The sequence below is a fragment of the Cupriavidus sp. Agwp_2 genome, assembly GCF_040784895.1.
Taxonomy (GTDB): domain Bacteria; phylum Pseudomonadota; class Gammaproteobacteria; order Burkholderiales; family Burkholderiaceae; genus Cupriavidus.
In genome coordinates, this window is sequence record NZ_CP088083.1 from 1,430,478 (window position 1) to 1,453,473 (window position 22,996).

Consider the following 22,996-nt stretch of genomic DNA (forward strand, 5'->3'; position numbering starts at 1 on the left):
CACGTCCGCCCGGGCCCCTAGTATCCGTATCCCATGCCGCGCGCACTCGAGCCCGCCGAGCCCATCCTGTCTGCCGAAGGCACCCCGTACTCACCCCGCTACGACGACGTCTACCACAGCACCGAAGGCGGGCTGGCGCAGGCCGCCTACGTCTTCCTCGGCGGCAATGGCCTGCCGCAGGCGTGGGCCGGCCAGCGCCAGTTCGTCATCGTCGAGACCGGCTTCGGCCAGGGGCTGAATTTCCTGGCAACCTGGCAGGCGTGGCGCGACGATCCCCAGCGCTGCGGCTCGCTGCATTTCGTCTCGATCGAGAAGCATCCCTTCACGCGAGAGGGCCTGGCGCGGCTGCACGACGGCCTGGATGGGCTGGAGCCGCTGGCGCAGGCGCTGCAGGCGCAATGGCCCGATGCCTTGCCTGGCCTGCACCGGCTGGCATTCGACGGCGGGCAAGTGGTGCTGACGCTGGCGCTGGGTGACGCCGAGCAATTGCTGCCGAAGCTGGCGGTGGGTGCCGATGCCTTCTACCTCGACGGCTTTTCGCCGGCGCGCAATGCGGACATGTGGTCGCCGCCGGTGTTCCGGGGGCTGGCGCGGCTGGCCCGGCCGGGCGCGACGCTGGCTACCTACACCGCCGCGGGGTTCGTACGGCGAGGGCTGAAGGAGGTCGGGTTCGAAGTCAGCAAGGCGCCGGGCTTCGGCGGCAAGCGCGACATGACGGTCGCGCGCTTCCGGCCGCTGTGGAAGTTGCGCCGCCATGCGCCGCCGCCGGCGGCGCAGTGGCCCGATCGGCATGCCATCGTGATCGGTGCCGGTCTGGCCGGTTGCGCCGTGACCGAGCGCCTGGCCGCGCGCGGCTGGCGCATTACGCTGTTCGATGGCCACGACGGCCCCGCGCGGCAGACCTCGGCGCACCGCGCGGCGGCCATGCATGCCCATTTGTCCGCCGACGACAGCCTGCTGTCGCGCCTTTCGCGCGCCGGCAACCTGTACGCACTGCGCGCCTGGGGCGCGTTGTGCGAGGCCGGGCATCCGGTCAACTGGCACGGCTGCGGCGTGCTGCAGATCGGCGAGGACGAGGCCGAAGGCGAGGCCCAGCGCACCGCGCTGGTGGCCATGGGATTGCCGGAATCGTTCGTGCGCTGGATGAGCGCGGAGGAGGCAGCGTCTGCCCACCGTGCCGGCGTGCCGCGGGGAGGGCTGTGGTTTCCCGCCGGCGGCTGGGTGGCGCCGCCCGACATCTGCGTGGCGCAGCTGGCCCGTGCCGGCGACGCGGTCACCGCGCGCTTCGGTTGCCGCGTGGCAAGCATCGCGCGCGAAGATGACCAGTGGCACGCGCTGGACGCTGACGGCGCCGTACTGGCGTCGGCGCCGGTGCTGGTGCTGGCCAATGCGCACGAGGCGCAGCAACTGCTGCCGCAACAGCACTGGACCATGCGGCGCGTGCGCGGCCAGCTCACCACGCTGCCCGCAGCGCAGGCCGATGCGATCGGCCGCTGGCCGGACTGCGTGGTAACGGGCGCCGGCTACCTGCTGCCGCGTGCCGCGGACGGCACAGGCCGTGTCGGGTCCAGCTACGACCCTGACGAAGGGCCACTGGCCGAGCGTCCGGAAGTGCATGCGGCAAACCTTGCACGCCTGGCTGGTCTGCTGCCGCGGCAGTCTGGCGCGGTGGCCGGTATCGATCCCGCCACGCTGACGGGCTATGTCGGCGTGCGCACGGTTACGCACAACCGGCTGCCGCTGATCGGGCAGGTCGCCGACGAGGCGGCCGCGCGTGCACACGCGAATGCGTTGCGCGGCGCGCACCTGCGCGACCTGCCACGTGTCCCAGGCCTGTACGCAGCCCTTGCCTATGGGTCGCGCGGCCTCACCTGGGCAGCACTGGGGGCCGAGCTGCTGGCCAGCCAGATCGAAGGCGAGCCATTGCCGCTCGAGGTCGACCTGGCCGATGCCATCGATCCGGCACGCCTGCTGCTGCGCGCGCTGCGCCACGGCCAGGTGGGCTAGCGGCGAAGGTGCCGGAAAGCAGTTCCTGGCCCGCTTCAGGGTAAAAACTGCCGGAACCGAACCGAAACCGTGCGATAATCCTCGTTTTCCGTTTGCGCGGAGCCCTCCGTGCGCCGTCGCGCCGCGTCGGCCCCAGGCAGTGCTGCAAATGGCGCAGCGCAAGCGGTAGCGCCAACGAACACAACTACATTTCTGGATTGGATCTACGACCATGTCGAACGTGATTGAGAACCTCGGCAAGCTGGACCGCAAGGTGACCCTGGCCATCCCCAAGGCCGAAGTGGAGAAGGAAAAGCAGGAGCGCCTGGTTCGCCTGTCGAAGACCGTGAAGATGTCGGGCTTCCGTCCGGGCAAGGTGCCGATGAAGATGGTCGAGAAGCAATACGGCCAGCAAGTCGAGTTCGAAGTGCGCTTCGACAAGGCCGCGCGCAAGTTCTTCGACCTCACCAAGGAGCAGGACGTCAAGGTTGCCGGCCAGCCCAAGTTCGAGATCAAGACCGAAGGCGTGGACGCTGACCAGGTCGCGTTCGATGCCACCTTCGAGGTGTACCCGGAAGTGAAGATCGGCGACCTGGCGGCTGCCGAAGTCACCCGTACCGGCACCGAGATCACCGACGCCGAAGTCGACAAGACCGTCGACATCCTGCGCAAGCAGCGCGTGCATTACCACACCCGCGGCGAAGCCGGCGAGCACGGCGACGGCGGTGCCGACGTCGCGGCCCAGAATGGCGACCGCGTGACGCTGGACTTCGTCGGCAAGATCGACGGTGAAGAGTTCGCCGGCGGCAAGGCCGAGGACTTCCCGTTCGTGCTGGGCGAAGGCCGCATGCTGCCCGAGTTCGAGCAAGCCGCGCTGGGTCTGAAGGTCGGCGAGAGCAAGACCTTCCCGCTGGCATTCCCGGAGGACTACCACGGCAAGGAAGTGGCCGGCAAGACTGCCGAGTTCACCGTGACGCTGAAGAAGATCGAGTGGGCCCACCTGCCGGAAGTCAACGAAGCCTTCGCCAAGTCGCTGGGCATCGCCGACGGCAGCGTTGAGAAAATGCGCGCCGACATCCGCGAGAACCTGGAGCGCGAAGTCAAGCGCCGCACGCATTCCATGCTGAAGGACCAGGTCATGGAAGCCCTGCTGAAGGCAAGCGAGCTGGAAGTGCCCAAGGCCCTGATCGAGCAGGACCAGGAACGCCTGGTCGAGATGGCCCGCCGCGACCTGGAACAGCGTGGCATGCCTAACGCCAAGGACATGCCGATCCCGGCCGAGATGTTCACGCAGCAGGCTGAGCGCCGCGTCAAGCTGGGCCTGATCCTGGCCGAGATCGTCAAGGCCAATGGCCTGGAAGCCAAGGCCGACCAGATCAAGGCTGAGATCGAAGACTTCGCCAAGAGCTACGAAGACCCGAAGGAAGTGATGCGCTGGTACTACGGCGACCAGCAGCGCCTTGCCGAAATGGAAGCCTACGTGCTCGAAAACAACGTGGTAAATTTCGTGTGCGACAAGGCCAAGGTCACCGACAAGAAGGTGTCCTTCGAGGAACTCACCGCCGAAGGCAACCAGCAGCAAGCCTGAGGTCGGGGATAACCCGCAAGCCCGCTTTCTTCGGCGCCAAGGCGCGGGGGAGCGGGCCGGTGTCCCGAGTGACTGATTGCCTTGCGATCCGATGAATCCATGGAGAACCTGCATGACCCGCAATGATTTGCTTGACCGTCTCGCCACCACGCAGGCTTCGGCGCTGGAAACCCAGGGCCTGGGGCTGGTGCCGATGGTCGTCGAGCAGTCCGGCCGGGGCGAGCGCGCCTATGACATCTATTCGCGCCTGCTGAAGGAGCGTGTGGTGTTTATGGTGGGCGAGGTCAACGACCAGACCGCCAACCTGGTGGTGGCGCAGCTGCTGTTCCTGGAGAGCGAAAACCCCGACAAGGACGTGTCGCTCTATATCAACTCGCCGGGCGGTTCCGTGTCGGCGGGGCTGGCGATCTACGACACCATGCAGTTCATCAAGCCCGACGTGTCCACGCTCTGCATGGGCATGGCGGCAAGCATGGGTGCCTTCCTGCTGGCGGCTGGTGCGAAAGGCAAGCGGTTCGCGCTGCCGAACTCGCGCATCATGATCCACCAGCCGCTGGGCGGCGCGCGCGGCCAGGCCTCGGATATCGAGATTCAGGCGCGCGAGATCCTGTACCTGCGCGAGCGGCTGAACAGCATCCTGTCGGAAGTGACCGGCCAGCCGGTCGAGAAGATTGCGCGCGATACCGATCGCGACAACTTCATGAGCGGCGACCAGGCAGTGGACTACGGCCTGGTGGACAAGGTCATTGCCCGCCGCGGCTGATGCCACTGGCCGCCGTTGTGGTAGCCGGGCAACCCGCATTGCGCGGGACGTCCGGCGCGGCAGCGTTGCACCAAATGGCGAAGGCTACACCGGAACGAGGCCTTGTGCCTCGTTTTTTGCTTTTGCCCCACAGCCGGGGGAGAGCGCCGGTGAGGCCAATTGTTTTGGCGTATGATGCGTTTAAAGCGTATCGCCGGGGAGCCTTTCGCCCCGCGGTGTGCGCAATGCAAAAGTGACTGATTCCTATGGCGGACAAAAAAGGTTCATCCAGCGAAAAGCTTCTTTACTGCTCCTTTTGCGGCAAGAGCCAGCATGAGGTCAAGAAGCTGATCGCGGGCCCCTCGGTGTTCATTTGCGACGAATGCATCGACCTGTGCAACGAGATCATTCGTGACGAAGCCACCGCAACCGAGAAAGACGCCGCCGCGGCCGCGCGCTCGGACCTGCCCACGCCCCACGAAATCCGCGAAAGCCTGGACCAGTATGTGATCGGCCAGGAACAGGCCAAGAAGATCCTGGCTGTGGCGGTGTACAACCACTACAAGCGCCTGAAGCACCTCGGCAAGAAGGACGATGTCGAGCTGTCCAAGAGCAACATCCTGCTGATCGGGCCGACCGGCTCCGGCAAGACGCTGCTCGCGCAGACGCTGGCGCGCCTGCTCAACGTGCCGTTCGTGATCGCTGACGCGACCACGCTGACCGAAGCCGGCTACGTGGGCGAGGACGTCGAGAACATCATCCAGAAGCTGCTGCAGAACTGCAACTATGAAGTCGAAAAGGCGCAGCGCGGCATCGTCTACATCGATGAGATCGACAAGATTTCGCGCAAGTCCGACAACCCGTCGATTACGCGCGACGTCTCGGGCGAGGGCGTGCAGCAGGCGCTGCTCAAGCTGATCGAGGGCACCATGGCCTCGGTGCCGCCGCAGGGCGGCCGCAAGCACCCGAACCAGGATTTCCTGCAGGTGGACACGACCAACATCCTGTTCATTTGCGGCGGTGCCTTCGACGGCCTGGAAAAGGTCATCATGCAGCGTTCGGACAAGACCGGCATCGGCTTTGCCGCGCAGGTCAAGAGCAAGGAAGAGCGCGAAGTCAGCGAAGTCCTGCCGCAGACCGAGCCGGAAGACCTGATCAAGTTCGGCCTGATCCCGGAACTGATCGGCCGCCTGCCGGTGGTCGCCACGCTGTCCAAGCTGGACGAGGCCGCGCTGATGCAGATCCTGGTCGAGCCCAAGAACGCGCTGGTAAAGCAATACCAGAAGCTGCTGGCGATGGAAGGCGTCGAGCTGGAAATCCGCCCCGGCGCGCTCACCGCCATCGCGCGCAAGGCAATCCGCCGCAAGACCGGTGCCCGTGGCCTGCGTTCGATCCTGGAGCAATCGCTGATGGACGTCATGTATGACCTGCCGAATTACAAGGGCGTGCAAAAGGTGGTGATCGATGAAAATACGATCACCGGCGACGCGCCGCCGCTGCTGATGTACGAAGAGCAGCAGCCGAAAGTGGCAGGCTCCAACTGACGCGAGGGCTGCCATCGGTGGTAAGTGGTTGGAACCACACCGGCAGCCAGGCGAGAAAGCCGTTCGCGTAGAAGCGAGCGGCTTTTTTTGTTTATTTCCACCGACGAGAAGGAGGAAACGCGGGTATGCTGTTTCAGAGGGGCCTGCAAGTGCAGGAAGCGGCATCTTCCTGTCTTGGTGAATCGATTGGCACGTATCTTGTAATCGACTCAGGCGGCCCAACTTACGCCTTAAATGACTGACTTGGGGAAAATGATGTCCGGAACACAACTCCTCCCGGCCGAGCCGATTCGCCTCCCACTGTTGCCGCTGCGCGACGTGGTGGTGTTTCCGCACATGGTGATCCCGCTGTTCGTGGGACGCCCGAAGTCCATCAAGGCGCTTGAGACTGCGATGGAGGCGGGCAAGAGCATCATGCTCGTAGCCCAGAAGACGGCGGCCAAGGACGAGCCGACCGCCGACGACCTGTACGAGGTCGGCTGCATCGCCAATATCCTGCAAATGCTGAAGCTGCCCGACGGTACCGTGAAGGTGCTGGTCGAGGGTACCCAGCGTGCCAATATCCGCGAGGTGAGCGAGGACGATTCGCACTTCATGTGCGAAGCCGTGCCCGTGCCGCCCGCACCTGGCGAAAGCGCCGAGACCGAGGCCCTGCGCCGCGCGATCGTGTCGCAGTTCGACCAGTACGTAAAGCTCAACAAGAAGATCCCGCCGGAGATCCTGACCTCGCTGTCGGGCATCGACGAGGCAGGCCGCCTGGCCGACACCATCGCCGCGCACCTGCCGATCAAGCTCGAGCAGAAGCAGAAGATCCTGGAGATGGTCAATGTGACCGAGCGCCTGGAAAGCCTGCTGTCGCAGCTCGAGGGCGAGATCGACATCCTGCAGGTTGAAAAGCGCATCCGTGGCCGCGTCAAGCGCCAGATGGAGAAGAGCCAGCGCGAGTACTACCTGAACGAGCAGGTCAAGGCCATCCAGAAGGAACTGGGCGAGGGCGAAGAAGGCGCCGACCTGGAAGAGCTCGACAAGCGCATCAAGGCGGCGCGCATGCCGAAGGAAGCCAAGAAGAAGGCCGACGCCGAATTCAAGAAGCTCAAGCTGATGTCGCCGATGTCGGCCGAAGCCACTGTCGTGCGCAACTACATCGACACGCTGGTGAACCTGCCGTGGCGCAAGAAGAGCAAGGTCAACAACGACCTGGCCAACGCCGAGCGCGTGCTGGATGAAGACCACTACGGCCTGGAGAAGGTCAAGGAACGCATTCTCGAGTACCTCGCGGTGCAACAGCGCGTGGACAAGGTGAAGGCGCCGATCCTGTGCCTGGTCGGGCCTCCCGGCGTGGGCAAGACCTCGCTCGGCCAGTCAGTGGCGCGCGCGACGAACCGCAAGTTCGTGCGCATGGCACTGGGTGGCGTGCGTGACGAGGCCGAGATCCGCGGCCACCGCCGTACCTACATCGGTTCGATGCCGGGCAAGATCCTGCAGAGCCTGTCCAAGGTCGGCGTGCGCAATCCGCTCTTCCTGCTCGATGAAATCGACAAGATGGGCATGGATTTCCGCGGCGATCCGTCGTCGGCGCTGCTCGAGGTGCTGGACCCGGAACAGAACCACACGTTCCAGGACCACTATATCGAGGTGGACTTTGACCTTTCCGACGTGATGTTCGTGGCGACGTCGAACTCGCTGAACATCCCGCCGCCGCTGCTCGACCGTATGGAAGTGATCCGCCTGTCGGGTTACACTGAGGACGAGAAGGTCAATATCGCCCAGCGCTACCTGCTGCCCAAGCAGATCAAGAACAATGGTCTGAAGGCAGGCGAGATCGAGGTCGCAGAAGATGCGATCCGCGACATCATCCGCTACTACACGCGTGAAGCAGGCGTTCGTTCGCTGGAACGCGAGGTGTCCAAGATCGCCCGCAAGGTGGTCAAGCTGCTGCTGCTGAAGAAGGAGTCGGGCACGATCAAGGTCGATTCCGAGAACCTGGACAAATTCCTGGGCGTGCGCAAGTACGACTTCGGCCTGGCCGGCAAGGAAAACCAGGTTGGCCAGGTGACCGGGCTGGCGTGGACCGAGGTGGGTGGCGACCTGCTGACCATCGAAGCCGCGATCATGCCGGGCAAAGGCAACATCACCCGCACCGGTTCGCTGGGCGATGTGATGAAGGAGTCGGTCGAGGCTGCGCGTTCGGTGGTGCGTTCGCGGGCACGTCGCCTGGGTATCACGGATGAGATGTTCGAGAAGCGCGACATCCACATCCACGTGCCCGAAGGCGCCACGCCCAAGGACGGCCCTTCGGCAGGCGGTGCCATGACCACGGCGCTGGTGTCGGTGCTGACCGGCATCCCGGTGCGCGCGGATGTCGCCATGACCGGCGAGATCACGCTGCGCGGCGAGGTGCTGCCGATTGGCGGCCTGAAGGAGAAGCTGCTGGCGGCCCACCGTGGCGGCATCAAGCTGGTGCTGATCCCGGAGGAAAACGTCAAGGATCTGGCCGAGATCCCCGACAACGTGAAGAACGCCATCGAGATCGTGCCGGTCCGCTGGATCGACAAGGTGCTGGAACTGGCGCTCGAGCGCAAGCCCGAGCCGTTGCCGGAAGACGATGCCAAGCCCGCTGACGTGGCGGACAAGGCCGCGGCCAAGGTGGAGCGCTTGCACCACTGATCCGGGCAGAGTGAAATGAACGCCGCGGGGCAGCGATGCCCGGCGGCGTTTTTTTATGCGCACGGCCTTGGCAAACTGAAATCCCCTGTATTACACTTGCGCCCTCGCAACGCAAACCACGGCAACTGCCGCGAGGTGCGAAGCGAAAGCAACCTGCAGGCAGCCTGCCTGCGATGGTCGAGCGGGTGCTTAGCTCAGTTGGTAGAGCGGCGCCCTTACAAGGCGTAGGTCGGGGGTTCGAGCCCCTCAGCACCCACCACGCTCCCCATCGCAAGCGCGGCAAACATGCGGCAGGAAGCAACCGACAATGGAGTGGTAGTTCAGTCGGTTAGAATACCGGCCTGTCACGCCGGGGGTCGCGGGTTCGAGTCCCGTCCACTCCGCCAGTTTTATGAAACGCCCGCTTTAGCGGGCGTTTTTCATTTTGCGGAGGGGAGGAAGCCGCCTGCGCGGCTTCCGGCGGGAATCGAAGGGCTGCGCTTGCAAGCGCAGCCGCGGCCCGCGGGATGTGGGCGAGTCCCGTCCACTCCGCCAGTTTTATGAAACGCCCGCTTTAGCGGGCGTTTTTCATTTCTGCCGCAAGTTTCCCGCCCTGCACAAAAGGGCCGCCCCCACCGGCTCCTGCTAGAATCGCGGAGTTTGTCTTTCGTGCCAATCCACTACCCGAATCCGCATGCTTGATTTCGTACGCAACAACCGGCGCCTGATGCTCTTGCTGCTGCTGGTGCTTGTTTTCCCGTCGTTCGTGTTTTTCGGCGTGGAGAGCTACTCGCGCTTCATGGACAGCTCGCACGATGCGGCCAAGGTCGATGGCCGGGCCATCAGCGTTCAGGAAGTCGACAACGTCGTCCGTGACCAGAGCGAGCGTGCGCGCCAGATCCTCGGTGCCAATTACGATCCGCGCCAGTTCGAGGGCCCGGATGCCCGCAAGGCGGTACTGGACCAGCTGATCCTGCAGCGCGTGATGGCCAATACCGTGGCGCGCGAGCACCTGACCGTGTCGGATGCCAAGTTGCTCGAGGAAATCAGCAGCCTGCCGGCGATCGCCCAGCTGCCGCGCACGAAAGACGGCAAGATCGACGACAAGGCGTACCTGCAGCTGCTGCAGTCGCAGGGCATGACGCCCGAGCAGTTCGACGCACGCATGCGCTTCGAACTGGCAACGCAGCAACTGGGCGCTTCGGTGGCCGCGACGGCGTTCATGCCCAAGTCGCTGCTCGACCGCCTGATCGCCGTGCGTGACCAGCAGCGCGATGTGCAGGCGCTGGTGTTCAAGCCGGCCAGCTACACCGCCAAGGTGCAGCCCGATGCCGCCGCGCTGAAGGCCTACTATGACAGCCACCAGTCGGCCTTCTCGGTGCCGGAGCAGGCCAAGGTCGAGTACCTGGTGTTGTCGGGCGAGGCGCTTGCCGCCGCGCAGCCGGTCACGCCGGAAGAGTTGAAGTCCTACTACGAAAGCAATATCGCGCGCTTCCGTACCGATGAGCAGCGCCGCGCCAGCCATATCCTGATCGCCGCGCCTAAGGATGCGCCGGCTGCCGAACGCCAGGCTGGCAAGGACAAGGCCACCAGGCTGCTGGACGAGCTGCGCAAGCATCCCGGTACCTTTGCCGACGTGGCAAAGAAGCAGTCGCAGGATCCGGGCTCGGCGGAGAAGGGCGGCGACCTCGGCTTCATGGGCCGCGGCGCGCTGGTCAAGCCGTTCGAGGACGCCATGTACGCGCTCAAGGATGGCCAGATCAGTGACGTGGTCGAGACCGACTACGGCTACCACATCATCAAGCTGACCGGCATCAAGGCGTCGGAAACCAAGCCGCTGGAAGCCGTGCGTACCGAACTGGAAGCCGAGCTGCGCAAGCAGTTCGCCGACAAGAAGTTCGCCGAGCAGGCCGACGCCTTCGGCAACACGGTGTACGAACAGGCTGACAGCCTGAAGCCGGCCGCCGACAAGTACAAGCTGACGATCCAGACCGCCGAGAACGTGACCCGCCAGCCGAACCCGGCCCTGGGCGCGCAGAACCCGCTCAACAACGAGAAACTGCTGAAGGCACTGTTCAGCGAAGAGTCGATCCAGAAGAAGCGCAATACCGAAGCCGTCCAGGTCGCGCCGAACACGCTGGTGGCTGCCCGTATCGTCGACTATCGCCCGGCCACCGTGCGCAAGTTCGAGGAAGTGGAAGCCAAGGTGCGTGAGGGCTATGTCGCCCAGCAGGCTGCGGAGCTGGCCCGCAAGGCTGGCGAGGCACGCGTCGAGGCGCTGAAGAAGGCCGACAGCGCCGATGGCTTCGGTGCGGTGCAGACCGTGTCGCGCGCCAAGATCGAGGGCGTGCCGCCGAAGGCGGTCGAGGCAGTGATGCGGGCCGATGCCACCAAGCTGCCCGCGGTGGTCGGTGTCGACCTGGGTGCCGACGGCTATGCCGTCTATCGCGTCACCAAGGTCAGCCAGCCGTCGCAAGCCAACCCGGCGCAGCGCCAGGCCGAAGCGCAGCAGCTGTCGCAGCTCGCTGGCCAGGCTGACCTGCAGGCCTTCTATGAAAGCCTGAAGGCGCGTTCCAAGGTCAAGCTGGTGACGCCGGCGGGCGGCACGCAGTCGCAGGGCGCCGAGTAAGACTGGCACGCATCACGCGCACGCCGCAAGCAAAAAACCCCTGCCATGGTGGCAGGGGTTTTTTGTTTTCGGAAGCTTCGTCGTCAGGCGTTTACTTTGCCGCGGTGCGCTTGAGCATCGGCTTGAGCTGCGGCCATACGGTGTCCAGCAGCGCGGGTTGCGCCTCGGCGGTGGGGTGGATGCGGTCCGGCTGGAACCAATCCTGCCTGGCCATCACCTTGTCGAGGAAGAACGGCACCAACCGCACCTTGTATTCGCCGGCCAGTCTTGGATACAGCGAAAAGAACTTTTCAGTGTAGTCCTGGCCATAGTTGGGCGGGATGCGCATGCCGACCAGCAGCACCCCGGCGCCGGCCTTCTGCGCGCTGCTGACGATCTGGCGCAGATTGGCCTCGGTGGTCTGCAGCGGCAGGCCGCGCAGGGCGTCGTTGGCACCCAGTTCCACCACCACGATGGCCGGCTGGTGCCGCGACAACAGATCCGGCAAGCGGGTCTTGCCGCCGATGGTGGTCTCGCCGCTGATGCTGGCATTGACGACGTTATAATCGAAACGCTCTTGCTTGAGCCGGTCTTGCAGCAGCGTGACCCAGCCGGTGCCGCGCGTGATGCCGTATTCGGCGGACAGGCTGTCGCCCAGTACCAGCAGCGCAGGCGCTGCGGCCTGTGCTGGCTGCATCCCGCCGAACATCGTCAGCGCCATCGTGGCTGCAAGCATCAGCCTGCGCCTTTTGCCCCGGATCACTCGGATCACTCGGATCACTTTATCCATGTCCTCTTCCATTCTTGCCGTCGAGTCTCTTGGAAAGACCGTAGCCGACACGACAGGTTCGCTGACGATTTTGCACGACGTGTCCTTTTCCGTCACGCCGGGCGAAACGCTGGCCATCGTGGGCGCGTCCGGCTCGGGGAAGTCTACGCTGCTGGGGCTGCTGGCCGGGCTGGACCTGCCCAGCGCGGGCACGGTGCGCCTGCACGGCCAGGACCTGTATGCACTGGACGAGGACCAGCGCGCAGCGCTGCGGGGTCGGCATGTTGGCTTTGTGTTCCAGTCATTCCAGCTGGTGGGGCACCTGACAGCGCTTGAAAACGTGATGCTGCCGCTGGAACTGCGCGGCGAAACGTCGCAGGTACGCGAGCGCGCGGTGGACATGCTGCAGCGCGTCGGTCTTGGCGCGCGGCTGAACCACTACCCGCGCACGCTGTCGGGTGGCGAGCAGCAGCGCGTGGCACTGGCACGCGCGTTCGTCGCGAGTCCCGACATCCTGTTTGCCGACGAGCCGACCGGCAGCCTCGATACGGCCACCGGCGAAGCAGTGATCGCGCTGATGTTCGCGCTCAACCGCGACGCAGGCTCGACGCTGGTGCTGGTGACGCATGACCGCTCGGTGGCGGCACGCTGCGGGCGCATCCTGACCATCGACGCCGGGCGCGTGGCCAGCGACGAATGGATGGGCGCCGAGGTCTGATGCCTTAGCTGGCAGCGCCCGCTTTCAGGACAGCGCGGGCGCGCTCGATCAGCGCCGCGGTCGAGGCGTCGTGCTGGCCAGTGCCGGCGCCGGTGAGCTCGGCTTCGATCGGCCGGGCCAGGATCTTGCCCAGCTCCACACCCCACTGGTCGAACGAATTGATCTTCCACACCACGCCCTGCACGAAAGTGCGGTGCTCATAGAGCGCGATCAGCGCGCCCAGCACGTGCGGCGTCAGGTCCTCCATCAGCAAGGTATTGCTGGGGCGGTTGCCATCGAACACCATATGCGCGATGCGCACTTCGTCGGTCAGGCCGGCGGCGCGCAGTTCGTCGGCGCTGCGGCCGCGCATCAGTGCCTCGGCCTGCGCAAAGCAGTTGGCGAGCAGCTTGGCGTGATGGCCCGGCAGCCGGCGCGGCGGCACCAGCGGCGCGACAAAATCCACCGGTACCACCTGAGAGCCCTGGTGGATCTGCTGGAAGTAGGCATGCTGCCCGTTGGTGCCGGCCGTGCCCCATACCACCGGCGAGGTATGGGTGCGCACGCGCTGGCCGTCGAGCTGTACCGACTTGCCGTTGCTCTCCATCTCCAGTTGCTGCAGGAATGCGGGGAACAGTTCGAGCGACGTGGAGTAGGGCGCCATGCAGCTGGTCGGCAGGTGCCAGAAATTGCGGTACCAGATGCCCAGCATGCCGAGGATCACCGGCATGTTGCGTTCCAGCGGCGCTGTGCGGAAGTGTTCGTCCATGGCGTGGCCGCCGGCGAGCAGGTCGGCAAAGGCGTTGAAGCCTACCGCCAGCGTGATCGACAGGCCGACTGACGACCACAGCGAGAAGCGCCCGCCGATCCAGTCCCAGAACTCGAACATGTTGGCGGGATCGATGCCGAACTCGCGCACGGCGTCGGTATTGGTCGAGACCGCGACGAAATGCTTGGCCAGGTCACTCTCGGCTACCCCGTTGGCGATAAACCAGGCACGCGCGCTGCGCGCATTGGCCATGGTTTCCAGCGTAGTGAAGGTCTTCGAGCAGACGATCACCAGCGTGCGCTGTGGATCGAGGCGCACCAGCGTCTCGGCGAGGTCGGTGCCGTCGACATTGGAGACGAAGTGCATGCGCGGACCGGACTGGCCGTCGGCGTCGGACAGGTGCGACAGCGCGCGGCAGACCATGCGCGGCCCCAGGTCGGAGCCGCCGATGCCGATATTGATGACGTCGGTGATGCGTTCGCCCGTGGCACCTTTCCAAACGCCGCTGCGTACGCGTTCGGAGAAGTCGCGCATGCGCACCAGCACCTGCTGGATTGCCGGCATGACGCGCTCGCCGTCGACCTTGTAGCCATCACCGGCCGTGGCGCGCAGCGCAACATGCAGAGCCGCGCGATCCTCAGTGGTGTTGATATGCTCGCCGGCGAACATGGCGTCTCGGCGGCGCGGCACGCCAGACTCGGCCGCCAGTTGCACCAGCAGCCGCATGGTCTCGGGCGTGATGCGGTTCTTCGAATAGTCGAGATAGAGGCCGGCGGCTTCCAGCGAGAACTGCGAGACGCGTTGCGCGCCCTCGGCATCGAACCACTCGCGCATCTGTGCATCGCGAATCGTGTCATGGTGCCGAAGCAGGGCGTTCCAGGCGTGAAGGTCAGTGGGCATGCAGGACTAGTCAGGTTGCAGGGGGCGAGCCGCGTCGCAGACGGGAAGTATAGCGTCAGCGATGTGGCTTTCCGGGCAGGTTGCCACGGCATATCGTTACCACTTGAAACATAGCAGGCACCGTGCCAGCCAGCTATCGGACGTTGTCCGACGGGCGCGTCGCGCGCAGACGCGCCGCCACCGCGCGTAATGCCGGCTCGCCGCCGGCGACGCACAGTCCACCCAGGCAGATGACGCCGATACCGGCCGCCGTGGTCCAGTCAGGCAATTGCCCGAAAGCCAGATAGCCGATCGCCGTGGCCGAGAGGATCTGCAGGTACAGGAAAGGGCTCAGGAACGAGGCATCTGCATGCTGGAAGGCACGGATGACGAAATAGTGGCCCAGCGCGCCCGTGATGCCCGCCGACAGCAGCAGCGCACATTGCATCGGCGTAGGCCAGGCAGGGAACCAGAAGAAGGGCACGATCAGCGTGGTCAGGCACGCGCCGGTCACGCCGCTCTGGATCAGCGTGGTCATGGGCGTGTCGTGCGCGGCAATGCGGCGCGTCAGCATCTGCAGCAGTGCGAACACCAGCGCCGACACCAGTCCCAGCCCGACGCCGAGGGGACTTAGCTGTCCGCCTGGCCGCACCACCACCAGCATGCCGGCAAAGCCGACGATCACGCCGGTCCAGCGCATCCAGCGCGCGTGCCGCCCGGGGCGCTCGCCCAGCAGCCACGGCGACAGTGCTACCACGAACAGCGGTGCGCAGAAATTCAGCGCCGTGGCCTGCGCCAGCGGCATCAGCATCAGCACGCTGAAGAACACCAGCGTCGACACCAGCATCAGGCCGCCGCGCAGCCACTGCAGGCCGGGCTTTGCCGGACGCCAGTGGCGCCGCCAGCCGGACGGCCCCAGCAGCAGGAAGATCGCGGCCACATGGCCGACATAGCGCACCCACGCCACCGCGACCAGCGGCAGGCCCTGCTGCGTCAGCGTCTTGCTGGTGGCGTCGAGCAGGCTCAGCACCCATTGGCCGATCACCAGCAGGGCGATGCCGGCCAGCAGCTGGCGGCGGTCGGATGGGTCACGCAGCAAGGCCGCGCCAGCCGTCATGCGGCGCTTTCCGCGAGCAAGCGGTTGAACACGGCGCGGGCGGGCAGATACAGTTCGCTGGCGGACACGCCTGCCGGTCCGGTGCCTTGCGCGACGAGGTCGTCCGCCGCCTGGCCGTGTATCCATACCGCCGCCTGCGCTGCCGCCAGCGGTGGCATGCCTTGCGCCAGCAGTGCGCCGATCATGCCGGCCAGTACGTCTCCGGTGCCGGCGCTGGCCAGCGCCGCGTTGCCTGTCGGGTTCAGCGTGCCGGGACCGCCGTCCGGTGCCGCGATGACCGATCCCGAGCCCTTGAGCACGACCACTGACTGCCATTGCGTAGCCAGCGCGGTGGCCGCCGCGATGCGGTCGCGCTGCACGTCTGCCACCGAGGTGCCCATCAGGCGCGCCGCTTCAAGCGGATGCGGCGTCATCACGCAGGGCGCCCGGGCGGCCGCCAGCGCGCCGGCGAGGGCAGGATCGGACGCGAGCAGGTTGAGCGCATCGGCGTCCAGCACCGTCGGCACCGGGGCCGCGGCGAGGCCCTGCAGCAGCCGCGCGAAGTGCCGCTGCGCCGTGGCATCAGTGCCAAGGCCCGGCCCGATTACCAGTGCCGACATCGCGCCGGGCGCCAGGCCGTCCAGCGCATGCAGCATCAGTTCCGGATGCATGGGGTCGAGCAGCGGCGCCGGCTGCGCGAGAAAGCCGATATGGACCTTGCCCGTGCCCAGGAACTGCGCAGCCCGGGCACCAAGCAGGGGCGCACCGGTCATGCCATGGTTGCCGCCGATCACCGCCAGCGAGCCATGCGTGCCCTTGTTGCTGGCATGGCTGCGGCGGGGCAGTGCCGCGCCGAACAATGCAGGGCCGTTGACCCGTGCGCCTGGCGGTTCCGGCGGCGGATATTCGAGGCCGATCGGCGCGATGTCGACGGCGCCGGCGCAATCGCGGCCATCCAGCGTCAGCAGGCCGGGCTTGGCGGCAATGAAGGTCAGCGTGCGGCGGGCGCGGACCGCCGGCGCGCCCGCGCCGGTGTCGGCGAACAGCCCGCTGGGAATGTCGAGGGCGTAGACCGGCAGCCCGCTGCGGTTGATCTGTTCGATCCACCAGGCCATGCCGCCGCTGGCGGCGCGGTTCAGGCCGATGCCGAGCAGGCCGTCGACGATGGCGGCGGTTTGCGGCGGCCAGTCCGGTGCGGGATCCGGCGTCGATGCCGGCATCGCCCCAACTTCCCGTATCGGCACGCCTGCCACCTGCGCCTGCTGCCATGCGATCGCCGCGTCGGCCGGCAGCCGGGTCGGATCCGCAGTGATCCATACCTGTACCGTGTGGCCCGCGCCGTGCAGCAGGGTTGCCGCCACCAACGCGTCGCCACCGTTGTTGCCCGGGCCCGCCAGGAACAACAGCGGACCGGCCGGCGCATGCCGCGCCAGCCAGCCAGCGGCGGCGTCGCCGGCCCGCGACATCAGCGTGAACGAAGGCAGTCGTACAAACGCGGCGTTCTCGATGCGGCGGATGGTGGCGACGTCGTACAGCGGAACAGGCAACGGCGAGGCGGCGTCGAGCGCGAACCAGTCGTTGTCCTGGTCTGGCGGCGCGGCGGTGGATGCGGCAGGGTGGCTCATGGGTGGCTATCGGGCGGGGCCAAGGCCATAGCGGTCCGGCAGCAGGCCCTCCATGTCGATGTCGGGCCCGCATGCCGCGCCGGCGCTGGCGGCGATCTGGTCAGCCGCAATCTTGCCTGATCCGCAGCTCATCGCCCAGCCCGTCGAACCATGGCCGAGGTTAAGGAACAGGCCAGGCACGGCAGTGGGGCCGATCAGCGGTGGACCGTCCGGCAGCATCGGGCGCGCGCCGGCCCATTGCGTGGCCTCCTGGTAATTGCCCGCCACCGGGAACCAGTCGCGCGCCACCTTGATCAGCGTGCGCAGCGCGGCGGGGCGCAGGTCGAGCCGGCGCGAACCCAGCTCGGCCGTGCCGGCGACGCGCATGCGGTTGCCCAGCCGCGTGATCGCGATCTTGTACGACTCGTCCATCAGCGCGCCCAGAGGCGCCTGCAGTTCGTCGCGCACCAGCAGCGTGACCGAGTATCCCTTGACCGGATACAGCGGCACGTGCAGGCCCAGCGGCTGTAGCAGCGGGGCGCTGTCGACGCCAGCGGCGACCAGCACGCGGTCCGCGGCCATTGCCGGCGCGCTGCCACCGCTGGCGTGCGCAAGTTCGACCTGGAGCCTGCCGCCCTGGTCCGCCCGGATGCGCGCCACCTGTGTCTCGAAGCGGAACGCGACGCCTGCCGCCTCGGCATGCCGGTGCAGAGCGCGCACGAACATCGGGCAGTTGCCGGACTCATCCTCGGGCAGGTGCAGGCCGCCGGCCAAGGGCGTATCGGCGGCCAGGCCCGGTTCAATGCGCCGGCATTCCTGCGCGCTGACCAGCTGGTGCGGGACGTTGTTCTCGCGCAGCAGCGCCACGGCGGGGCCGGCCAGGTCCAGGTCGCGCGCGGCACGGAACAACTGCAGGTATCCCTGCGACTGCTCGTAGTCGATCTCCAGTTCGCTGCGCAGCCGGTGCAGGCACTCGCGGCTGTAGAACGCCAGCCGCTGCATCCGCAGCTTGTTGGCGCGATAGCGTTCCAGCTTGCATTCGCCCAGCCAGCGCGCGATCCAGCGCCACATCGCCGGGTCCGCCGATGGGCGGAACACCACCGGCGCCTCGCGCGCGAACAGCGTGCGCAACACCTTGCCCGGCATGCCCGGCGCCGCCCACGGCGTGACATAGCCCGGCGCGATCATGCCGGCATTGCCGAAGCTGGTCTCCTGCGCGGGCGCGCCGCGCCGTTCCAGAACGGTGACGTCGAAACCGGCCTGGCGCAGGTACCACGCGGAACTGACGCCGATCACGCCGGCGCCGATGACGATCACGTGCATGCCGTTCGCAGCCTCCGCGCAGTGCATCGGAACCGAAGCGGCGCCCGGGGCATGCTATTTGACCTCCTGCTGCATGACCATGTCGGGCAGCCACGTCACCACTTGCGGCCAGATCGTGATGATGGCGATGGCGACCACCATCATCATGAAGAACGGCAGCGAAACCCTGGCGATATAGTTGCTGTCCTTGCCGGTCATGCTCTGCAGCACGAACAGGTTAAACCCGACCGGCGGCGTCACCTCGGCGATCTCCACCAGCAGCACGATGAAGATGCCGAACCAGACCAGGTCGAAGCCCGCTGCCTGCACCATCGGCAGCACCGTGGCGGTGGTCAGCGCGATCATCGAGATGCCATCCAGCGCGGTGCCAAGCACGATGTAGATCACCGTCAGCACCGCGATCAATGCCCATGGCGACAGGTGCAGCGCGGCTACCCACTCGGCCAGCGCGCGCGGAATGCCGGTAAAGCTCATTGTCACCGACAGGAACGAGGTGGCGCCGAGCACGAACATGATCATCGCGGTCAGGCGCGTCGCCGACATCAGGCTCTCCCAGAACGCCGCGCGCGTCAGCGAGCCGCCCGCCCACGCCAGCCCCAGCGACGCCACCACGCCGTAGGCCGCCGCTTCGGTCGCGGTGGCATAGCCGGTGACCATGACCCAGGTGATAAAGGCAATCAGCACGATGCACGGCAGCAGTTGCCGGATCGACGCCAGCCGCGCATGCCAGTCGAAGCGGTCCGGCGCCGGGGTCTTGTCCGGATTGGCCAGCGCCCAGACCACGATGTACCCGGAGAACAGCAGCATCAACAGCAGCCCGGGGATAAAGCCGGCCAGGAACACGCGGATGATCGACACGTCCGCCGACACCGCATACACCACCATCGTGATCGACGGCGGGATCAGGATGCCCAGCGTGCCCGCGCACGACAGCGAGCCGAGCGTGGTGCGCTCGTCGTAGCCGCGCCGCGTCAGTTCCGGCAATGCGGACTTGGCGATGGTGGCGCAGGTCGCCGCCGACGACCCCGATACCGAGCCGAAGATGCCGCAGCCCAGGATGTTGACGTGCATCAGCCGGCCCGGCAGCCAGTTCAGCCACGGCGAGAGCCCGTTGAACATCTGCTCCGACAGCTTGGTGCGGAACAGGATCTCGCCCATCCAGACAAAGAGCGGCAGCGAGGCCAGCGTGTATGACGCGCTCGACGACCACCACGCGTTAGCCAGGCTCACCAGCGCCTCGCGGTCGGAGAACACCACCAGCCCGATCCACGACGTGACCGCGATCGCCACCGGAATCCACGCGCCGATCGCCAGGAAGACGATCATCACCAGCAGCAGGACCAATGCAACCAGGACTGTGCTCATCAGACCGTCTCCCCGAAATCGCCGGCGGCAAGCTTGGCTTCCTGCGCGAGCTGGTAGCGGGGCTTCTGCCGGCGCAGCACGCGCAGCCATTCGTCAGCGACCGCCAGCAGGAAGCCGATGATGCCCAGCACCGCGAAGCTCTGCGGAATCCACAGCGGGATCACGATCTGGCCCTGCGAGACATCGCCGATGTCCCAGCTTTGCCAGGCGAAGGTGCCAAGCGCCCAGGCCGCGTAGGCGGCAAAGGCCAGGCAGATGGTCAGCGATGCCACCTCCAGAACCCAGCGCCGCCGCGGCCCGACAGCTTCGAGCAGCATTTCCACGCGCACGATGCCGCCGTGCTGGAAGGTCTGGCCGAGGACGAGGAAGGCGGAGGCCGCGCACAGCCAGGCGACGATATCGTCGCCGCCCTTGAAGATCACCGCGGTCTCGCGCGACAGCGACATCAGGATCATGATCACGCAGACGGCGAGGATGCAGAGCGCGCCGAGCGCGGCGAACAGGTCGAGCAGGCGGTCGAGCCAGCGCTTGGGGAGTGGGGCAGTCGGCATGATGGCGGCGTCAGGGAGGAGAGGATCCCCCGCCGTGCCAGCCTGCGCGGCCTGGCGGGAGGCTGCGGTGCTGCTGGCTTACTTGCGATAAGCGTTCAGGATGGCCTTGCCGTCATCGCCCGCGGTCTTGGCCCAGTCGTCCACCATGGTCTGGCCGACCTTCTGCATGTCGGCCTTGAGCTGCGGCGAGGGCGGCTGCACCGTCATGCCGTTCTTCGACAAGGTTGCCAGGTACTCCTTGGTCTTTTGCTCCGAGACTTGCCAGCCGCGCTTCTCGGCGTCGGCGACGGCCTTGAGCAAGGCATCCTGCGTCGGCTTGTCCAGCGCCGCGAAGGCCTTCTTGCTGACCACCAGCATGTTCTTGGGCAGCCACGCGTCCACGGTGTAGAAGTACTTCACGCTTTCCCACACCTTGGTGTCGACCCCGGTGGCGCCCGACGACATGAACGAGTTGACCGTGCCAGTGGCCAATGCCTGCGCCAGGTCCGCTGCCTGGATCGTCACCGGCTGGGCGCTGACCAGTTCGGCGATGCGCGAAGTGGCCGGGTTGTAGGCCCGCCACTTCAGCCCCTTCATGTCGCCGGCCGAGTTGATCGGCTTGTTGGCGTAGATGCCCTGGGGCGGCCATGCCACCGCATAGAGCAGCTTCATGCCCTGCTTGTCGAGCACCTTCTCTGTGACCGGGCGCGATGCCTGCCACAGCTTGTAGGCATCGGTGTAGCTGGTGGCCAGGAACGGCACCGCATCGATGCCGAACACGGGATTTTCGTTGGCCAGCAGCGACATCAGGATCTCGCCCATCTGCACCTGGCCGGTCTGCACGCCGCGCTTGATCTCGTTGGCCTTGAGCAGCGAGCCGTTGGGATGCAGCACGATCTTGAGCTTGCCGCCGGTCGCCTTGTCAACGTCGTTGGCCATCTGCTGCAGGTTTTCCGTATGCAGGTTGCCCGCCGGGTAGCCGGTGGGCAAATCCCACTTGGTATCCGCCTGTACCGTCATGGCGGCCAGCGCCAGGCCGGCCGCAACGATTGCCTTGACTCGCATCTCGATCTCTCCTGGTGTGCGCGCGGGGCGCGGTTGTACAGCTTGTCTGCGTACTACCTGGTGCCTTCCGCGGCGTGGCCGCGGTCAGTGCAAGATCAACAGCGCGGCGGTGGTCTCAGTCGTCGCGCGAAGACGGTTGCACGATCCGTTCCAACGCAAGCGCCGTGCCCAGCAGTTCGGCATCGCGCATCGGGCCGTGCGACAGCATCAGCCCGACCGGCAGCTCGTCCGGCGCATGGCAGGGCAGCGAGATCGAGCAGCCGTCGAAGAAGTTGAAGGCCGAGGTGTTGCGCAACAGCTGGGCATTGACGCGGAAGAACTGCGCGTCATCGGTGCGCAGCGGCGCGATCTCGGGCGCGACCATCGGCACGGTCGGACACACCACGGCGTCGAAGCGGGCCAGGCGCGCTTCCATGCGGGCGATCCAGTCGAGGCGGGCGCGGCCCAGGTCGATATAGTCGGCGGCGCTGACCGTTGCGCCGCGGTCGATGCGCGATGCTACGCGCGGGTCGTACAGATCGCGCTTGCCGGCCAGCACATGGCGGTGGATGGCATAAGCTTCGGGCGCGCTGAAGCCACCCTGGGCGTTCAGGGCGGCGAGCTCGCCAAGCTCGGGCAGGTCGACATGTTCCAGTTGCACGCCGGCGGCCGACAGCCGGCCGAGCGCGCGGTCGAAGGCGCGGGCGACGACGGGGTCGAGGTCGTCCAGCAGGTATTGGCGCGGAATCGCCAGCCGGATTGCCGAGGGGCTGGTGACGCGCGGCAGCGCCGCCTGGTCGGCGATTACGGCATCGATCGCCACGCAGTCGCTGACTGTGCGCGCCATGGCGCAGGCGGTGTCGAGCGTGTACGACAGCGGGAGGGCGCCGGTCAGGGGCACGCGCCGCGCGGTGGGCTTGAAGCCGGTGATGCCGCACAGCGCGGCCGGGATGCGGATCGAGCCGCCGGTATCGCTGCCGAGCGCCGCGACCGCCAGCCCCAGTGCCACCGACACTGCCGCGCCCGACGACGAACCGCCGGGGATGCGCGCCGCGCCGGGCTCGCTGGCCGGATTGACCGGCGTGCCATAGTGGGGGTTGATGCCGACGCCGGAGAAGGCGAACTCCGTCATATTGGTGCGGCCGACAATGGCGGCGCCAGCTTGCCGCAGGCGCGCCACCACGGTTGCGTCCGCCGCGGCCGGGGCTGCGTCCTGGCGCACGACAGAGGCCGCGCGCGTGACTTCGCCCGCCACGTCATAGAGATCTTTCACCGAGACCGGCAGGCCGGCCAGCGGGGGCAGCGTCTTGCCGGCGCCACTGGCGGCGTCGGCGGCGCGCGCGACCTGCGCGGCGGCCTCGAAGGTGCTGTGCAGGAATACCGCTGCGGCGGCGGGCCCGGCTGCCGCGGCGGCGGCCTGCTCAAGGATCGCTGCGCGGCACGTGGCGCCCTCGCGCAGGCGGGTGTTCAGGGTGTCGAGATCGGGAAGCATGGATGGCATGGGCGCGGGGTTGCGGTACCGGGGGTGGTGACCATGCTCATAATTCGTGAATCAAGTGTCAAGCTAAAAATGCCGAATGGCGCGCATAAGCGCAGCCCGGCATGCATGGCGGGGGCGGGCTTGCTTCCCGGGCTTGCACGTCACTCGGGCGATAAATTGCGCAAAGTGATGCATAAGCATTATCACGAACCCCTCTGACACGGCCCCGCCGTGTTGGCGCAGTGCAAAATCCCCCGCCCGGCAAGGTACAATAATGGTTTCCCGCCAGCCGGACACCCCATGCAGCGGTGCCGGCCAAGCAGCAG

Annotated in this window: 16 protein-coding genes and 2 tRNA genes; 9 read left to right on the forward strand and 9 right to left on the reverse strand. The window is 66.5% G+C overall.

Features of this window, described 5'->3' with window-relative positions; all coding sequences use genetic code 11:
* Window positions 1-33 precede the first annotated feature (33 nt).
* From mnmC to LPA45_RS06720, 8 genes are all read left to right on the forward strand, one after another.
* Window positions 34-2,007: a bifunctional tRNA (5-methylaminomethyl-2-thiouridine)(34)-methyltransferase MnmD/FAD-dependent 5-carboxymethylaminomethyl-2-thiouridine(34) oxidoreductase MnmC gene (mnmC, locus tag LPA45_RS06685; protein ID WP_317924114.1), complete on the forward strand. Its 1,974-nt coding sequence runs from the start codon at window positions 34-36 to the stop codon at window positions 2,005-2,007.
* A 211-nt stretch (window positions 2,008-2,218) separates the two neighbouring features.
* Entirely contained in the window at window positions 2,219-3,574 is a 1,356-nt protein-coding gene (gene tig / locus LPA45_RS06690) for a trigger factor (RefSeq protein WP_116321013.1), read from the forward strand.
* Between the two features lie 112 nt (window positions 3,575-3,686).
* A complete protein-coding gene (gene clpP, locus LPA45_RS06695; protein ID WP_029049269.1) occupies window positions 3,687-4,337 on the forward strand; it encodes an ATP-dependent Clp endopeptidase proteolytic subunit ClpP in 651 nt (216 codons plus the stop codon).
* A gap of 245 nt (window positions 4,338-4,582) precedes the next feature.
* Entirely contained in the window at window positions 4,583-5,860 is a 1,278-nt protein-coding gene (clpX, locus tag LPA45_RS06700) for an ATP-dependent Clp protease ATP-binding subunit ClpX (RefSeq protein ID WP_116321012.1), read from the forward strand.
* A 255-nt stretch (window positions 5,861-6,115) separates the two neighbouring features.
* The gene (gene lon, locus LPA45_RS06705; protein ID WP_116321011.1) at window positions 6,116-8,527 is read left to right on the forward strand and encodes an endopeptidase La; all 2,412 of its coding nucleotides are present in this window, start codon (window positions 6,116-6,118) and stop codon (window positions 8,525-8,527) included.
* Window positions 8,528-8,710: 183 nt separating this feature from the next.
* Window positions 8,711-8,786, forward strand: a tRNA-Val gene (locus tag LPA45_RS06710).
* A 50-nt stretch (window positions 8,787-8,836) separates the two neighbouring features.
* A tRNA-Asp gene (locus LPA45_RS06715) sits at window positions 8,837-8,913 on the forward strand.
* A gap of 287 nt (window positions 8,914-9,200) precedes the next feature.
* On the forward strand, window positions 9,201-11,135 hold the full coding sequence (locus tag LPA45_RS06720) for a SurA N-terminal domain-containing protein (RefSeq protein ID WP_116321010.1): 1,935 nt from the start codon (window positions 9,201-9,203) through the stop codon (window positions 11,133-11,135).
* Window positions 11,136-11,226: 91 nt separating this feature from the next.
* Here the strand turns inward: LPA45_RS06720 and LPA45_RS06725 are convergent, their stop codons facing one another.
* A complete protein-coding gene (locus LPA45_RS06725) occupies window positions 11,227-11,916 on the reverse strand; it encodes an arylesterase (RefSeq protein WP_376790635.1) in 690 nt (229 codons plus the stop codon).
* On the opposite strand from LPA45_RS06725, the gene LPA45_RS06730 reads away from it, so the two are divergent.
* Window positions 11,903-12,601, forward strand: a complete 699-nt coding sequence (locus LPA45_RS06730) for an ABC transporter ATP-binding protein (RefSeq protein ID WP_116321009.1) — start codon at window positions 11,903-11,905, stop codon at window positions 12,599-12,601. The genes LPA45_RS06725 and LPA45_RS06730 overlap by 14 nt on opposite strands.
* Before the next feature lie 4 nt (window positions 12,602-12,605).
* Here LPA45_RS06730 and pgi read toward each other — a convergent pair whose 3' ends face one another.
* From pgi to LPA45_RS06770, 8 genes are all read right to left on the reverse strand, one after another.
* Window positions 12,606-14,249 carry a glucose-6-phosphate isomerase gene (gene pgi / locus LPA45_RS06735; RefSeq protein ID WP_116321008.1) on the reverse strand — a complete coding sequence of 548 codons (1,644 nt, stop codon included), beginning with the start codon at window positions 14,247-14,249 and terminating at the stop codon, window positions 12,606-12,608.
* Between the two features lie 133 nt (window positions 14,250-14,382).
* A complete protein-coding gene (locus LPA45_RS06740; RefSeq protein WP_116321007.1) occupies window positions 14,383-15,345 on the reverse strand; it encodes a DMT family transporter in 963 nt (320 codons plus the stop codon).
* Window positions 15,342-16,949 carry an NAD(P)H-hydrate dehydratase gene (locus LPA45_RS06745; protein WP_317924104.1) on the reverse strand — a complete coding sequence of 536 codons (1,608 nt, stop codon included), beginning with the start codon at window positions 16,947-16,949 and terminating at the stop codon, window positions 15,342-15,344. Before LPA45_RS06745 ends, LPA45_RS06740 begins: the two co-directional genes overlap by 4 nt.
* 6 nt (window positions 16,950-16,955) lie before the next feature.
* Window positions 16,956-18,251, reverse strand: a complete 1,296-nt coding sequence (locus LPA45_RS06750) for a D-amino acid dehydrogenase (protein ID WP_317924102.1) — start codon at window positions 18,249-18,251, stop codon at window positions 16,956-16,958.
* A 54-nt stretch (window positions 18,252-18,305) separates the two neighbouring features.
* Complete coding sequence (locus tag LPA45_RS06755) at window positions 18,306-19,616, reverse strand: TRAP transporter large permease (RefSeq protein ID WP_317924100.1); 1,311 nt, start codon at window positions 19,614-19,616, stop codon at window positions 18,306-18,308.
* The gene (locus LPA45_RS06760) at window positions 19,616-20,167 is read right to left on the reverse strand and encodes a TRAP transporter small permease subunit (RefSeq protein ID WP_116321003.1); all 552 of its coding nucleotides are present in this window, start codon (window positions 20,165-20,167) and stop codon (window positions 19,616-19,618) included. Before LPA45_RS06760 ends, LPA45_RS06755 begins: the two co-directional genes overlap by 1 nt.
* A gap of 78 nt (window positions 20,168-20,245) precedes the next feature.
* Window positions 20,246-21,211, reverse strand: coding sequence for a TRAP transporter substrate-binding protein (locus LPA45_RS06765; RefSeq protein WP_116321002.1), 966 nt, complete (start codon window positions 21,209-21,211; stop codon window positions 20,246-20,248).
* Window positions 21,212-21,326: 115 nt separating this feature from the next.
* Window positions 21,327-22,691, reverse strand: coding sequence for an amidase (locus tag LPA45_RS06770; protein ID WP_317924097.1), 1,365 nt, complete (start codon window positions 22,689-22,691; stop codon window positions 21,327-21,329).
* Window positions 22,692-22,996: the final 305 nt, after the last annotated feature.

What these genes read in the sequence shown, in the direction of transcription:
- mnmC (WP_317924114.1), top strand. Translation starts at nt 34, where the DNA reads ATGCCGCGCGCACTCGAGCCCGCCGAGCCCATCCTGTCTGCCGAAGGC.
- tig (WP_116321013.1), top strand. Translation starts at nt 2,219, where the DNA reads ATGTCGAACGTGATTGAGAACCTCGGCAAGCTGGACCGCAAGGTGACC.
- clpP (WP_029049269.1), top strand. Translation starts at nt 3,687, where the DNA reads ATGACCCGCAATGATTTGCTTGACCGTCTCGCCACCACGCAGGCTTCG.
- clpX (WP_116321012.1), top strand. Translation starts at nt 4,583, where the DNA reads ATGGCGGACAAAAAAGGTTCATCCAGCGAAAAGCTTCTTTACTGCTCC.
- lon (WP_116321011.1), top strand. Translation starts at nt 6,116, where the DNA reads ATGTCCGGAACACAACTCCTCCCGGCCGAGCCGATTCGCCTCCCACTG.
- LPA45_RS06720 (WP_116321010.1), top strand. Translation starts at nt 9,201, where the DNA reads ATGCTTGATTTCGTACGCAACAACCGGCGCCTGATGCTCTTGCTGCTG.
- LPA45_RS06730 (WP_116321009.1), top strand. Translation starts at nt 11,903, where the DNA reads ATGTCCTCTTCCATTCTTGCCGTCGAGTCTCTTGGAAAGACCGTAGCC.
- LPA45_RS06725 (WP_376790635.1), bottom strand. Translation starts at nt 11,916, where the DNA reads ATGGAAGAGGACATGGATAAAGTGATCCGAGTGATCCGAGTGATCCGG.
- pgi (WP_116321008.1), bottom strand. Translation starts at nt 14,249, where the DNA reads ATGCCCACTGACCTTCACGCCTGGAACGCCCTGCTTCGGCACCATGAC.
- LPA45_RS06740 (WP_116321007.1), bottom strand. Translation starts at nt 15,345, where the DNA reads ATGACGGCTGGCGCGGCCTTGCTGCGTGACCCATCCGACCGCCGCCAG.
- LPA45_RS06745 (WP_317924104.1), bottom strand. Translation starts at nt 16,949, where the DNA reads ATGAGCCACCCTGCCGCATCCACCGCCGCGCCGCCAGACCAGGACAAC.
- LPA45_RS06750 (WP_317924102.1), bottom strand. Translation starts at nt 18,251, where the DNA reads ATGCACGTGATCGTCATCGGCGCCGGCGTGATCGGCGTCAGTTCCGCG.
- LPA45_RS06755 (WP_317924100.1), bottom strand. Translation starts at nt 19,616, where the DNA reads ATGAGCACAGTCCTGGTTGCATTGGTCCTGCTGCTGGTGATGATCGTC.
- LPA45_RS06760 (WP_116321003.1), bottom strand. Translation starts at nt 20,167, where the DNA reads ATGCCGACTGCCCCACTCCCCAAGCGCTGGCTCGACCGCCTGCTCGAC.
- LPA45_RS06765 (WP_116321002.1), bottom strand. Translation starts at nt 21,211, where the DNA reads ATGCGAGTCAAGGCAATCGTTGCGGCCGGCCTGGCGCTGGCCGCCATG.
- LPA45_RS06770 (WP_317924097.1), bottom strand. Translation starts at nt 22,691, where the DNA reads ATGCCATCCATGCTTCCCGATCTCGACACCCTGAACACCCGCCTGCGC.